The sequence below is a fragment of the Flavobacterium sp. WC2409 genome (assembly GCF_041200085.1).
Lineage (GTDB): Bacteria > Bacteroidota > Bacteroidia > Flavobacteriales > Flavobacteriaceae > Flavobacterium.
This window is the reverse complement of the sequence record NZ_CP165625.1, coordinates 2,788,800-2,801,891: the sequence shown is the minus strand read 5'-3', so window position 1 is coordinate 2,801,891 and position 13,092 is coordinate 2,788,800. Positions and strand designations below refer to the sequence as shown.

General features: G+C 32.4%; 15 protein-coding genes. 7 read left to right on the top strand and 8 right to left on the bottom strand.

The window, feature by feature from the left end; all coding sequences use genetic code 11:
• Window position 1 precedes the first annotated feature (1 nt).
• The 8 genes from murI to AB3G34_RS12065 form a co-directional block, all read right to left on the bottom strand.
• The gene (murI, locus tag AB3G34_RS12100) at window positions 2-778 is read right to left on the bottom strand and encodes a glutamate racemase (RefSeq protein WP_367772115.1); all 777 of its coding nucleotides are present in this window, start codon (window positions 776-778) and stop codon (window positions 2-4) included.
• A 115-nt stretch (window positions 779-893) separates the two neighbouring features.
• Complete coding sequence (locus AB3G34_RS12095; protein WP_367755302.1) at window positions 894-1,394, bottom strand: OmpH family outer membrane protein; 501 nt, start codon at window positions 1,392-1,394, stop codon at window positions 894-896.
• Between the two features lie 25 nt (window positions 1,395-1,419).
• Window positions 1,420-2,427, bottom strand: coding sequence for an OmpH family outer membrane protein (locus AB3G34_RS12090; RefSeq protein WP_369752583.1), 1,008 nt, complete (start codon window positions 2,425-2,427; stop codon window positions 1,420-1,422).
• Window positions 2,428-2,462: 35 nt separating this feature from the next.
• Window positions 2,463-5,192 carry an outer membrane protein assembly factor gene (locus AB3G34_RS12085; protein WP_369752582.1) on the bottom strand — a complete coding sequence of 910 codons (2,730 nt, stop codon included), beginning with the start codon at window positions 5,190-5,192 and terminating at the stop codon, window positions 2,463-2,465.
• Window positions 5,125-5,865 (bottom strand): isoprenyl transferase, encoded by a 741-nt coding sequence (locus AB3G34_RS12080; protein ID WP_369752581.1) that lies wholly within the window; start codon window positions 5,863-5,865, stop codon window positions 5,125-5,127. Before AB3G34_RS12080 ends, AB3G34_RS12085 begins: the two co-directional genes overlap by 68 nt.
• A gap of 5 nt (window positions 5,866-5,870) precedes the next feature.
• Complete coding sequence (locus AB3G34_RS12075; RefSeq protein ID WP_367772107.1) at window positions 5,871-6,554, bottom strand: DUF6089 family protein; 684 nt, start codon at window positions 6,552-6,554, stop codon at window positions 5,871-5,873.
• A 167-nt stretch (window positions 6,555-6,721) separates the two neighbouring features.
• Window positions 6,722-7,606 (bottom strand): NAD kinase, encoded by an 885-nt coding sequence (locus AB3G34_RS12070; RefSeq protein WP_369752580.1) that lies wholly within the window; start codon window positions 7,604-7,606, stop codon window positions 6,722-6,724.
• A 56-nt stretch (window positions 7,607-7,662) separates the two neighbouring features.
• Window positions 7,663-8,319: a CBS domain-containing protein gene (locus tag AB3G34_RS12065; RefSeq protein ID WP_369752579.1), complete on the bottom strand. Its 657-nt coding sequence runs from the start codon at window positions 8,317-8,319 to the stop codon at window positions 7,663-7,665.
• A gap of 115 nt (window positions 8,320-8,434) precedes the next feature.
• Between AB3G34_RS12065 and AB3G34_RS12060 the strand changes: the two genes are divergently transcribed.
• The 7 genes from AB3G34_RS12060 to AB3G34_RS12030 all read left to right on the top strand — a co-directional run bounded on the left by AB3G34_RS12060 (window position 8,435) and on the right by AB3G34_RS12030 (window position 13,090).
• Window positions 8,435-9,148 (top strand): pyridoxine 5'-phosphate synthase, encoded by a 714-nt coding sequence (locus tag AB3G34_RS12060; RefSeq protein ID WP_369752578.1) that lies wholly within the window; start codon window positions 8,435-8,437, stop codon window positions 9,146-9,148.
• 137 nt (window positions 9,149-9,285) lie between these two features.
• Entirely contained in the window at window positions 9,286-10,053 is a 768-nt protein-coding gene (locus tag AB3G34_RS12055; RefSeq protein WP_369752577.1) for an alpha/beta fold hydrolase, read from the top strand.
• Window positions 10,054-10,093: 40 nt separating this feature from the next.
• On the top strand, window positions 10,094-10,438 hold the full coding sequence (locus AB3G34_RS12050) for a phage holin family protein (protein WP_367755285.1): 345 nt from the start codon (window positions 10,094-10,096) through the stop codon (window positions 10,436-10,438).
• A 98-nt stretch (window positions 10,439-10,536) separates the two neighbouring features.
• Window positions 10,537-10,905 carry a hypothetical protein gene (locus AB3G34_RS12045; RefSeq protein ID WP_369752576.1) on the top strand — a complete coding sequence of 123 codons (369 nt, stop codon included), beginning with the start codon at window positions 10,537-10,539 and terminating at the stop codon, window positions 10,903-10,905.
• A 150-nt stretch (window positions 10,906-11,055) separates the two neighbouring features.
• On the top strand, window positions 11,056-11,907 hold the full coding sequence (locus AB3G34_RS12040; protein ID WP_369752575.1) for a DUF3347 domain-containing protein: 852 nt from the start codon (window positions 11,056-11,058) through the stop codon (window positions 11,905-11,907).
• Between the two features lie 15 nt (window positions 11,908-11,922).
• Entirely contained in the window at window positions 11,923-12,618 is a 696-nt protein-coding gene (locus AB3G34_RS12035; protein WP_367772095.1) for a DUF3347 domain-containing protein, read from the top strand.
• A gap of 1 nt (window position 12,619) precedes the next feature.
• Window positions 12,620-13,090 (top strand): heme-binding domain-containing protein, encoded by a 471-nt coding sequence (locus tag AB3G34_RS12030; protein ID WP_367772093.1) that lies wholly within the window; start codon window positions 12,620-12,622, stop codon window positions 13,088-13,090.
• Window positions 13,091-13,092: the final 2 nt, after the last annotated feature.

The following is a 13,092-nucleotide window of genomic DNA, read 5'->3' as shown; positions in this document are numbered from 1 at the left end:
ACTAAAAATCTCTTTCTATAACTTCATATTTGTTTTCTAAAATTTCTTTTAAGACTTTAGGATTAGTATTCGTATAGAAAACGGGGTTGCTATTTTCTTCTGTGGAAAAACCAATTTTATTATTTAATATATTTTTAGTTTGTTTGGCCACAGCTTCACCTGAATCTATTATTTGAATATTATCTGGTAGAATCTTTCTTATTTGTGGAATTAGGTAGGGATAGTGGCTACAGCCTAATACAAGGTAATCGATGTCAGCCTCAATCATAGGTTGCAAATAGGAGTGAAGTAACTCGCTCATTTCAGGAGAGTTTATTTCACCGTTTTCAATTAGCTGTACTAATCCGTGACCTACTTGTTCTATTATTTTTGTGTTTTGAAATTTTTGTGTTGTATTGTAGAACAGTTCACTGATTAATGTACCTTGAGTGGCCAAAATGCCAATTGTTTGTGTTTTGGAATTAGTAGCCGCCGGTTTTATTGCAGGTTCAATACCAATAAAAGGGATGTTGTATTTTGCTCTTAATTCTTTAATTGCATTTGTGGTAGCTGTATTACAGGCAACAACAATCAATTTACAACCCATTTCAAGTAATAGATCTGTATTTTTCATACTCAGAGCTATGATTTCTTGTTTTGACTTTTGTCCGTAGGGCGCATTTTTACTGTCAGCTAAATAAATGGTTTTTTCATTAGGGAGTAAATGGTGAATCTCTCTCCATATTGAAGTTCCTCCTATGCCTGAATCAAAAATTCCTATGGGTTGATTGTTATTCATTAAAACAAAGTTAAGTGCTCTACATTAAATATCCTAAAAAATAGTGCTACAAAAAAACCGCTCATTTCCTGTGTTAGGATGAGCGGTTTTTTAAAATATTATGATTTGTATTCTACTAGAAACCTAAATCTTTTTTTACATCTGCAGTTAAGTTTGGACCGTCAGCAAGTAAAAGTGTAGAACCATCAAGAACATATTGGAAACCTTTTGCTTTTCCAACTTTTTCAATTGATGCTCTTACTTTTTCCATTAATGGTTTTACTATATCTGATTCTTTTTGTTGCAATTCTTTTTGAGCGTTATCTCTAAAGTCAACAATTCTTTTTTGCATGTCTTGTACTTCTTTAGAACGGTCGCCGTTTATAGCGTCAGTAACAGTTGCAGATTCAGCTTCGTATTTTTTTAATTTTGCTTGGTACTCTTCAACCATTTTTTTGTAATCTGCATCGTAAGTAGTACTTAATTTTTCAAGTTGTTTTTGAGCATCTAACATAGCTGGCATTTTTGCCATGATTTCACTTACATCAACATGTGCTGTTTTTGCTTGTGCAGTAATAGTTTGATTTGCTCCAAGAATAAATAGTGCAGCAATTAATAAAGTTTTAATCTGTTTCATCGTTTTTAAAATATTAAGTAATTAATTATTGTTTTAGTTTAATTTGTTCTTCTCTTGATTTTTTTATGGAATCCCTCACTTGGAGTATTCGTATTCTTCTGTCCTCTACTGCTTTTTTACGGTCTTCAATTACTTTTTTACGTTCTTCTAATTTTTGAGCGTTAGCGTCGATTTGTTTTTGTTTAGCTTCTTCGGCTTTTGTCTTAGCACTTTCTTTTTCAGAATCGTTATTTACCGAAGTAGTAGCTTCTGTTTTTGTAGAGGCAGAAACCGTGCCATTTTTTTTAGCTTCTCTGTCAGCTATTATTTTTTGTCTTCTTTCTTCAAAATCTTTTTTCTTTTGTTCTTGGGCAAGTTTTCTTTCTTCAATAATTTTATCCCTTGCTATTTTCTTTTCTTCTAATGCTTTCTGTCTTTCGGCTAATACTGGATTTTCATCAGCAGCATCTTCTTTATTGTCTTTAGCTTCTTCAGCAGCAAGTTGCTTTTTTGTTAGTTGCTCTCTTTTTTCAGATCGGTTTATTACTCGCAACACTTGGTCGCTTATGTCAAACCTTTTTGCAGCAAAAAGCATAGTTAAATCCGAAGATTTGTCAAAAATAAAATCATATTTTTTTACTTCTGCAATATCTTGTACTGCGGTAAAAACTTGATCTTGGATTGGCTTTGTTAATACGGATTTTTGAATCATCAAATCTCCATTAGGACCAAATCTTTTTTGTTGGTAATCTAACATTTCTGTTTCAAGAAACTTAATTTCTGTTTCTCTTTCTCCTATTAATTCTTTTGTTAATAAAGCTTTTTCAGCACTTAATGCATCCTTTATTTTACTTATTTCAATTTTTTTGGCCTCAATTTCTTGCTTCCATTTTTGTGCTTTTTGTTCTAATTGTACAGTAGCTTCTGTGTAATTGGGTACATTCTGTAAAATGTATTCCATATCAATGTAGCCAACTTTTGTTCCTCTGGTTTGCGAATGAATCGTATGTGCTACAGTCATCGCTAAAAATAAAAATAAAAATTGTTTTCTCATAGCTTCATGGTATTAGAAAATCATATGCCAATCTATTAAAATTGTTGTCCAATAATGAAATGGGTTTCCCATCCATTAGCTTTTGTCTGTCCAGGTAACGCGTCAAAACCATTACCGAAATCAATACCCAATAAACCAAATGCAGGCATGAATACACGTAACCCAACTCCCGCTGATCTGTTTAAAGCAAAAGGATTGTAGCTCTTGAAATCAGCATAGGATGAACCTGCTTCTAAAAAGGCTAATGCATATATAGAAGCTGATGATTTTAAAGTTATTGGATAACGTAGTTCCATAGAGAATTTATTGTACACTGTTGCACCAATTTGTTCTCCAGCACTATTTATAGGAGTCAATGAGTTATTAGGATATCCTCTCAACTGTATTGTCTCTCTACCATCCATTGAATAGTTGGCTAATCCATCACCTCCAACATAGAATCTTTCAAAAGGAATTACACCTCTATCTTGATTGTATGCACCTAGGAATCCAAACTCAGTCAATGTTCGTAATACTAATTTACCATAAACTTTGGTATACCAGTCTGCTTTGAACTTTATTTTGTAATATTCTAACCAATTAAATTTCTTTTGATCCACTAATGCTGGGTCTGCGGCAGCATCTTTATAATTGAATACTTTGTTTCCCGCAGCATCGATATAGTCACCAATATTAACAGTATTTCCATTAGCATCGACTTGATTAGATCTGTCAGTAGTGTTTTTTAATTTATATTCTTCTTTATCTCCTAAAGTGGCATAGTCTATACCATTAAGTAAAGAGTAAGGAAGTGAAAATTTTCCTGTTAAGCTAAATTCTGAACCATAAGTTGGGAAAATAGGGTTAACTCCTTTATTACTTCTGGATATACCAACTGTATATGCTAAGTTTCTCGAAGCTCCATTTCCAAATGTAAATAATCCAGTGTTGTAATTATGTAAATCATAATGTTGGTAACTTAATGATTGTGATAATACAAAATAATCATCTGGTACGGTTAATCTTTTTGCCAATCCTACTGATAATGTTAAGATATTAAAACTTTTACTTTTATCAACTCTTTGAGTAATGTAATTGTTTAAAAATTGCTTACTGTATGAGATAGATGAGCTAAACTGTACTGGTTTCTTTTGTCCAAACCATGGTTCAGAAAAGGATACGCTATAGGTTTGAAAATAAGTACTTCCTTGTAATCGTAAGGATACTTTTTGTCCATCACCCATCGGTAAAGGTTTGTAAGCTTCTTTGTTGAGTAAGTTTCTTGCTGAAAAGTTATTAAAGGACAAACCTAATGTACCTATGAATCCACCTCCACCGTAACCTCCTTGAAGTTCAATTTGGCTAGATCCTTTTTCAACTAGATTGTATTCAATATCTACTGTACCTGCTGCTGCATCTACATTTTTGAATTTAGGATCGATTGCTTCAGGATCAAAAAATCCTAATTGACCAATTTCACGAATTGTTCTTACTAATAGTTCTTTACTGTATTTTTCTCCTGGTTTCGTTCTGAGTTCTCTATAAATTACACGGTCATTCGTTTTGTCGTTTCCTACCACTGTTATGTGATTAAAATAAGCCAAAGGTCCTTCAGTAACTCTAATTTCGAAGTCAATCGTGTCATTTGCCGTTTTTACTTCAACCGCATTTATATTCGAGAATAAATATCCGTTATTTTGATATAAATTGGTAATATCTTCACCATCTGGTTTTGATTTATCTGCAATTCTCTTTTCTAGAAGTACACCATTATACGTTTCTCCTTTTTTCACTCCTATTATTCTGTTTAAAAATTGATCAGAATAAACGGTGTTTCCTAAAAACTTAATATTTCCAAAGTAATATTTATTTCCTTCTTCTACATTTATTTTAATAGATAAGGCATTTTTATCTTTATCAAATGCAACAGTGTCTGATAGGATTCTTGCGTCTCTATATCCTTTTTCTTTGTAAGCTGCTATAACCTTTTCTAAATCGGCTTTGTATTTTTCTTTTATGAACTTTGAGGCTTTTAATATGCGTATTGGATTTTTTTGTTTTGTATCTTTCATTGCTTTGCGTAAAGCCTTGTCAGATATTTTTTCATTACCAATAAAGTCAATTTTACTAATTTTAACTTTATCACCTTTGTCGATATTAACCACCATATTAACTTGGTTAATGGTAGTTGTATCTTTAATTATATTAATATTAACTTTAGTATTAAAATAACCGTCTTTTTTGTATTTATTCTCGATGTAGTTTCTAGTAGTTGTTATTAAATTTTCATTTACAACTTTACTTTTTGTTAGTCCGTTATCTTTAATTAAGGCTTCCGTTTTGTTTTTCTTGATACCAACAAACTTAACTTGTCCTAATTTGGGTAATTCTTTAATGTCTAAATCTAAGTAAATACTATCATTTTCAACTCTATTGATATAGAATGAAATTTCGTCAAATAGACCCAGTTTCCCTAATTTTTTTATAGCTGCGCTTATTTCTTCTCCAGGAATAGTGATTTCTTGTCCTTTTTGAAGTCCGGCAAATGTTACAACAGTTTGTTTGTTGAAGCTAATGTTATTTGTAACAGCTACGTCTGCTAAAATGTATTTTTTACCTTGATCAAAGGGAACTCTGTCTTGCGCTTTAATTTGTGAAAAACTTCCCAATAATAGTAGGGTAAGGACTGCTTTTATACTTTTATTCAACACTAAAAAATTATTTAATTTGTTCACTTGTTTTTCCAAATCTACGTTCTCTTTTTTGATAACTAATAATAGCCTCATATAAATTCTGTTCTTTAAAGTCTGGCCACAATACATCAGTAAAATACAATTCAGCATAGGCTATTTGCCACAACAGAAAATTACTTATCCTATGTTCTCCACTTGTTCTTATTAATAAATCTACATCAGGTAAATTTTGCGTGTAAAGATGCTCATTTATAATTGAATCGTCAATAGAGTCTATTGAAATTATATTATTTTTAACTTTATTACTGATGTTTTTTACTGCATTTACAATTTCCTCTCTTGAACCATAACTCAATGCTAGTGTTAGGGTCATTCGGGTATTGTTTTTGGTTTTTTCAATAACGTCGATCAGCTCTTTTTGCGCTGATGCTGGCATTTTTTCTAAATTACCAATTGTATTCAGTCTGATATTATTTTCTTGGAGCGTTGTCAGTTCTTTTTTTAATGATTTGATGAGTATCTTCATTAAAGTGTCTACTTCCAGTTTGGGCCTATTCCAGTTTTCTGTGGAAAAGGCATACAAAGTAAGGTTTTGGATCCCTAATTTGGCACAAGTTTTAATAATGATTTTAACGGATTTGGTTCCACTTTCATGACCAAAAGCGCGTAATAACCCCTGTTGCTTAGCCCAACGCCCATTACCGTCCATAATAATGGCCAAGTGCTCTGGTAATTTATTTTTATCTATACTGTCTAGTAAATCCATTTTTTTTAGTCTGCACAATAACAAGGTTTGTTTCCAAAAGTATACGTTAAAGTAATACCTGAAAAAACATACCAATCATTATTATTTATATTTCCAAATTGTAATGTTTTCAAACTTTCATTCTTTGGATTGCTCCCATCAAGATTGTCCGTAAGTGTGTAACGTGCTCCTACTTCTAACGCTAATATTAAACGCGGAGTAATATTTGATTTTACTCCTAGAACCATAGGTATAGCAAATGTATTCTCTGCTTGATCTTTTCTTGTTTCTCCTGATATAATGTACAACTCGTCATACCTAAAATAACTAATTCCTGAATATACATAAGGAGTAGTTTTTCTATCTAATTCATGCAGGTTAAAATCAAAAAAATTGAATTCAAGGCCTAAAGATACTTCTTTTATATTATTTTCAAAACGATAGCCTCTTTGGCTTCTGCCTGGTTCTTTTGAATCAAGGTCATTTGAGGTTATTTTTGATTGTGTATAAGAGAAACGATAGGCGTGTCTTGGACTTTTATTCCACTTATAAAGTAGTCCAAAAGCAGGCTCATGTGGAGCTATATAAGTAGTGGGGCCAACGTCTCCAATATAGTTGCTTCCACCTAGAAAAACTCCAACTTCATGTATCTGAGAGTGCATGGCTATACTCAAGAATAAGCATATAAATAAGCTGAAGATTTTAGTCATTTTAATTTAAAATTGCGTGCAAATATAATAATTATCAATAGGAATCAATATTCATTGTGTTAAATGTCATAATTATTTCATTTATGACCGCCCAATTGATATGAATTGAAGTTGTTAAAGCAAAACGAAAAAAAATGATAAAATCGTATAGCGCAGTAATAAAAAAATTAATTTCTTTTGTCTTCTCCCCAAAGTAGTTTTGTGCGAAGTGTTTTAAGAAACGTTTCGTCGGGGATTTCCACCATGTTTATTTGGAAAGGGGTTTTCTTAATTGTCAATATAGATTCGTTTCCTACAGAAGTAATTCGGGAATCCAGTGAAACTAAATAATTTTCTTCTCGACCGGAAACTTTTAGTTTAATTTCAGTCTCATCAGGAATGACAAGTGGTCTTGCATTAAGATTATGGGGAGCTATTGGGGTAATAACTAAGCTTTTTACATCGGGAGTCAGTATAGGGCCACCACAGCTTAAGGAGTAACCTGTAGATCCTGTAGGGGTTGATATAATTAATCCGTCAGCCCAGTATGAGTTTAAAATCTCGCCATTTAAAAAGGTGTCAATTGTAATCATGGATGTGGTGTCCTTGCGACTTACCGAAACTTCGTTCATTGCAAAGTTAATATCCTGAAGTGCTTCGTTAGGCGGGTCACAGGTTAAACTTAATAAGGTTCGTTTAGAAATAGTATATTTTTTATCAATCACAATTTGTAAAAATTCATGAATGTTTTCTTTTTGAACAGTGGCAAGAAAACCCAATCGACCTGCATTTATTCCTAAGATCGGCACACCAGAATCACGAACTAAAGTGGCTGCTCTCAAAATGGTACCATCGCCACCAATGCTTACCAACAGATCAAAAGTAGCGTCAAGCTCTGCATGGGAAAAAAAGGTATTGTAATCTTTTTGAATAATTTTTTTTTCATATAACATGTCCAAAAAATTAGCTTCAATGACCAATTCTACGTTGTTTTGATTAAAAAAAACAAAAATATCTCTTATGATTGGTTCTGTACTGTTTTGATAATATTGACCGTAAATGGCTACTTTCATTTCTTTATTTAATCGTTTGTTTGGAATTTTTAATCTAATAATTGCCTCAACTATTTTTATATATTAAGGTATTTATCTAAATAGTCTGAGCGCTCTTTCAAGTTGTTTATATAATCATCCTCATGATGTTCAGATGTAATTTCGTAATTGTATCTTCTAAATGTTTGAATGATCTCGTTGATGGCGCCTAAACTTATTTTCATCGTAACTTCAATAGTGTCTACATCAGCTTCAGAGATGAATAATCCTAAAAGTTTACCATTATTGCTTTCCACGATTTGAGTGATTTGACTCATGGAATAATCAAGAATTCCTTTTTTTACCTTTATAATTCGTCCTTGCTCTTTCAAGAAGGGAGTTTGGTGAAAAAAGCTCATGATGTCATCTATTTCATAATAGCCTACATAGGTATTGTTTTCGTCTAAAACTGGAATCAAATTAGAATGGTTTTTCGCAAAAACTTCTAAAACTTCAAGCCATAAAGAGTCTGTTTTAGTAAAAAACCCTTCAAGAGTATATCTGTAGTCAATTACTTTTTTATCATTTTCAAAAGTTTCTAAGTCTTCAGATGCAATGCTTCCTATATATATCCCTTCTTCCACAACTGGAAAATGAGAAAAGTTCAAATCATCAAAAAAATATTTAACAGTCTCGATGGTATCTTGACTGTCAATGGCTTTAAAATCAGTGGTTATGTAGTTTGTAATTTCCATCTTAAATAAATCCTCAATTTTTATGCAAAATAATCAAAAAAAGGCAAAAACTCCTACCTTTTACTTTGTATTTTTGCTTCTATTAAACAGTTATTTATAATCAAAAAGTATTCCAATGACAAAGTTAAGTGTAAATATCAACAAAATAGCTACTTTACGTAATGCTCGTGGTGGAAATGTTCCTGACTTATTGAAGGTAGCCACCGATATTCAAAAATTTGGAGCTGAGGGAATCACCATTCACCCTCGTCCTGATGAACGCCACATTCGCTATCAAGATGCTCGCGATTTGAAAGCCATTGTTTACACCGAATATAATATAGAAGGAAATCCACTACATAATTTTATCGATTTGGTTTTAGAGTGTAAACCGGACCAAGTTACTTTAGTTCCTGATGCTATTGGAGCCATTACATCGTCTGCGGGTTGGGATACCATAAAAAATCAATCGTATTTGACCGAAATGATTCAAGAATTTCAACGCAACGGAATCAGGACTTCCATCTTTGTAGATCCAGTTTTGGAAATTATTGAAGGTGCCAAAAAAACAGGAACGGATAGAATCGAATTATATACCGAAGCTTTTGCCCACCAATATAGTTTGGGGAATCAAAACGGAATTGATCCGTATGTAAAATCAGCAGTTTTAGCTAACGAACTAGGTTTAGGAATCAACGCAGGACATGATTTGAGTCTGGACAACATTCAGTTTTTTAAACAAAATATTCCGGGCTTATTAGAAGTTTCCATTGGGCATGCACTAATTTCGGAGGCTTTATATTTAGGACTAGAGAATGTGGTTAATATGTATTTACAAAAATTAAAATAAAATAATTGGGGCGTGACCCGCCAAAAAAGGCGGGTCGGGCTATTCGCTACAATCTTTTTTTATTCCGCTATCGCTCCATATAAAAAGGATTTCCGCTACTATCCCTCACGCAAACCCAGAATAAAAAGAACAAACAAATGCTGTATTCAAAAATAGAAGGCGAAGGAAAGCCACTTTTAATTCTTCACGGATTTTTAGGAATGTCTGACAATTGGAAAACACTTGGAACACAATTTGCTTCAGATGGTTTTCAAGTTCATATGTTAGACCTTCGCAACCATGGTCGAAGTTTACAATCAGAGGAATTTAGTTATGAATTTATGGTGCAGGATGTTGTTGAATATTGTCAAGGCCATAATTTAAATTCTATAGATATAATAGGACATTCTATGGGTGGTAAAGTTGCAATGCTGTTGGTAACTAGTTATCCAGAATTGATCGATAAATTAATCGTAGCCGATATTGGGCCTAAATTTTATCCGCAACACCACCAAACTATTTTAGCAGGATTGAATGCAGTAGACTTTGCTAACAAACCAAGTCGTTCAGATGTTGAAGCAACCCTATCAGAATATATAACGGATTTTGGTACAAGGCAGTTTTTGCTAAAGAGTTTGTATTGGCAAGAGCCAGGTCAATTGGCCTTTCGATTCAACCTATCCGTTTTTAATGAAAAAATGGAGGAAATAGGAGTGGCACTTCCAGAAAATGCAATTTTTAATAAGCCTACACTTTTTATCCGTGGTGGAAACTCTAATTATATTTTGGACAGTGATTTTGAAGTGATAAAAAAACATTTTCCGAATTTAAAAATTGAAACAATCCCTAATGCAGGTCATTGGCTTCATGCCGAAAATCCAAAAATGTTTCATGAATTGGTAATTTCTTTTTTAGAAATAAATTGATTCATTTAAAAATTTAGTACTTTTAATTAAAATAAAAAACATGAAATTACTTTTTAGAATTCTTATAACATCTGTTTTAGTACTTTTACTTTCGCATTTTATGACTGGTGTTCATGTCGCAGGTTTTACTACTGCATTGATTGTAGCGGTAGTTCTTGGATTGCTAAATATTTTTGTAAAGCCTATCTTGGTCATTTTGACATTGCCTATTACCTTTATAACTTTAGGTTTGTTCTTATTAGTAATTAATGCGTTAATCATTTTATTATGTGATAATATAGTAGGTGGATTTAGTGTTGATTCCTTTTTTACAGCCTTGTTATTTAGTATTATACTTTCTGTTTCTCAGTCACTTATGTATTCGATATTAGGGGAAACTAAATAAAACAGTAAGAAAAAAGTGAATTAGTAAAGTTGTTTTAACAATTAATTAGTGGTTATCTAAATATAGATTTACTAATTTTGTTCCTTATTACAATAAAAATGAAAAAAATCCACATCATACTAATCGTTTTGCTTGGCGTCTTCTTGATGCCAACTTCAACTTTTGCATGTGGTAATCATTCAGAAAAAAGTTCTTGTTCTAAAGAAATGTCTTCAAAAACAGGAATGAAAGATTGTTGCAGCACGAATTCTCATTCAAAAAGCAAAAATCACAATGGTTGTAATGGAAAATGTGGACATGCTATGTGTAGCGTTTCATCATTTAATATAGGGGTAGTTTCTTCTATTCCATTAGAGGTTCAAGACAATGTCTTTAATTTTTCTACCAAAAAACAAAAATTTTACCAATCCGAATCTTTTACTTCTGCGGGCTATTCTTCTATCTGGCTTATTCCTAAAATAGGCTAAATTCTTTTTTTGACAGCCAATCGTGTGTCAAATTCAAAGCTAATATTGCTTTAATCAATTATTTATGGTCATTACAATTGGACAAATTATAGTTTAATTACTATCTTTTGGATATTGATTTGCCCTATTCAACTTCAAATTATTTATACAATGAAATCACTAAACAAATCAGTGATGGCAATAATATTATTGCTATCAGTCGCATTTACTAATGCGCAAATTAAAAATGCCAAAACCGAAACGGTAAAGATTTTTGGTAACTGTGGAATGTGCGAAACTACCATAGAAAAAGCAGGCAGTCTTAATAAACTAGCCAGTGTAGACTGGGATAAAGACACCAAAATGGCCGCGATTACCTATGACAGCGCTAAAACCAATCCAGATGAAATTCTAAAACGAATTGCATTGGCAGGTTATGATAGTGAAAAATTCCTTGCGCCAACGGATGCATTCAATACACTTCCAGGATGTTGTCAATATGAAAGAGAGGCTAAAGTTGCTGAAAAAATGGAAATGTCTTCAATGAATACAATGGGTGGGCATGATAATCATTCGGATGTCGGAGTTACGACAAAAGAACAAGTGAATCAGTTAAAGTTAGTTTTTGATGATTATTTTTTACTTAAAGATGCCTTAGTTAAAACAGATGCTTCAGTGGCTTCAATGAAAGCAAAAGAATTATTGACAGCTATTGCTACCGTAAAAATGGAAGATTTAAAAATGGAAGAGCACATGGCTTGGATGAAGGTTTATAAAGAGCTGGGTTCAGATGTTAAAAGTATTTCTGAAACACAAGATATTAAAATTCAGAGAGATTTTTTTAAATCGGTTTCAAAAAACATGTATGAGTTGATGAAAGTATCAAAAACAGACACACCAACATATTATCAATATTGTCCGATGGTAAAAGCAAATTGGTTAAGCAAAGAAAACGAAGTTAAAAATCCATATTACGGTTCAAAAATGATGAGTTGTGGTAAAACAGTTGAAACTATTAAATAATTTAAAAACAAAAAAATGAAAAACGTATTCAAATTAAGTATCATCCTTTTAGTATTGGCTTTTGCTTCATGTAAGGACAATAAAACAGAAACTAAAAGTGAAGTAAATTCAGAGAAGACTGCAGATAATCAATTGTATTCCTGTCCGATGCATCCAAAAGTGACAGGAGCCAAAGGCGAGGCTTGTTCTGTTTGCGGAATGTCATTGTCAGAGCCAGTTGTTGAAGCTAAACCAGTTGTTGAAGCGGTGAAAGAGGTGGAAATTATTAAAAGTAACTCTTCATTTTCAATTGACCCTATTTTAGATAATTATTTGAAATTAAAAAATGCATTGACAAAAGACGACTCTAAAGGGGCAGCCGAAGCAGGAAAAGAATTGTATGCTACTTTAAAAAATTCGAACTCGGATAAAATTGAAGCTAATATTAAAAAAACCTATGCAGATATCACTGATGATGCCAAAGAACATGCCGAACATATTGGTGATAATGCAGGTAAAATTGACCACCAAAGAGAGCATTTTGCCATGTTAAGCAAGGATGTAAATGATTTGATTAAAATCTTTGGAACAGATAAAAAAATATATAAAGATTATTGCCCAATGTATGATCAAGGGAAAAGTGGCTATTGGATTAGTGAGGTTAAGGATATTAAGAATCCCTATTATGGATCCGAAATGCTAACCTGCGGTGGAATTACTAAAGAATGGTAAAATGAAGAAAGTTTTCAAAAAAATAGCCGCAATTGCATTTATTGTTTTTTTGTTGATGCAATTGTATCAACCTGTTCGTACGATTGATTATGTACCGGTTCCAGCTTTGGATTTTATGAATGCTTATGCAGTTCCAACAAAAGTGGAAACTATTTTGAAAACTTCTTGTTATGACTGCCACAGTAATACTACAAATTACCCTTGGTATTCAAATATTCAGCCTGCAAGAATGTTGATGGATAGTCATATAAAAGAAGGCAAGGAAAATTTGAATTTTAGTGAGTGGGGGAATTATTCTCTTAGAAAACAAGGAAACAAATTAAATGAAATTAGTAAACAAATAAAGAAGGGTGAAATGCCTTTGACGTCTTACACACTAATTCATAGAAACGCAATCCTTACTTCAGTTCAAAAAGAAGAAGTAGTTCAATGGATCGATAAAGTGAAAGATAGTCTTTCTCAAAAAAAATAAGC

Bases quoted from the DNA above. Each gene is read 5' to 3' on its own strand.
- AB3G34_RS12055 (WP_369752577.1), top strand. From the start codon at position 9,286: ATGCTGTATTCAAAAATAGAAGGCGAAGGAAAGCCACTTTTAATTCTT.
- AB3G34_RS12065 (WP_369752579.1), bottom strand. From the start codon at position 8,319: ATGGAAATTACAAACTACATAACCACTGATTTTAAAGCCATTGACAGT.
- AB3G34_RS12075 (WP_367772107.1), bottom strand. From the start codon at position 6,554: ATGACTAAAATCTTCAGCTTATTTATATGCTTATTCTTGAGTATAGCC.
- AB3G34_RS12080 (WP_369752581.1), bottom strand. From the start codon at position 5,865: ATGGATTTACTAGACAGTATAGATAAAAATAAATTACCAGAGCACTTG.
- AB3G34_RS12070 (WP_369752580.1), bottom strand. From the start codon at position 7,606: ATGAAAGTAGCCATTTACGGTCAATATTATCAAAACAGTACAGAACCA.
- AB3G34_RS12040 (WP_369752575.1), top strand. From the start codon at position 11,056: ATGAAATCACTAAACAAATCAGTGATGGCAATAATATTATTGCTATCA.
- AB3G34_RS12035 (WP_367772095.1), top strand. From the start codon at position 11,923: ATGAAAAACGTATTCAAATTAAGTATCATCCTTTTAGTATTGGCTTTT.
- AB3G34_RS12060 (WP_369752578.1), top strand. From the start codon at position 8,435: ATGACAAAGTTAAGTGTAAATATCAACAAAATAGCTACTTTACGTAAT.
- AB3G34_RS12050 (WP_367755285.1), top strand. From the start codon at position 10,094: ATGAAATTACTTTTTAGAATTCTTATAACATCTGTTTTAGTACTTTTA.
- AB3G34_RS12085 (WP_369752582.1), bottom strand. From the start codon at position 5,192: ATGAGGCTATTATTAGTTATCAAAAAAGAGAACGTAGATTTGGAAAAA.
- AB3G34_RS12095 (WP_367755302.1), bottom strand. From the start codon at position 1,394: ATGAAACAGATTAAAACTTTATTAATTGCTGCACTATTTATTCTTGGA.
- AB3G34_RS12045 (WP_369752576.1), top strand. From the start codon at position 10,537: ATGAAAAAAATCCACATCATACTAATCGTTTTGCTTGGCGTCTTCTTG.
- AB3G34_RS12090 (WP_369752583.1), bottom strand. From the start codon at position 2,427: ATGAGAAAACAATTTTTATTTTTATTTTTAGCGATGACTGTAGCACAT.
- AB3G34_RS12030 (WP_367772093.1), top strand. From the start codon at position 12,620: ATGAAGAAAGTTTTCAAAAAAATAGCCGCAATTGCATTTATTGTTTTT.
- murI (WP_367772115.1), bottom strand. From the start codon at position 778: ATGAATAACAATCAACCCATAGGAATTTTTGATTCAGGCATAGGAGGA.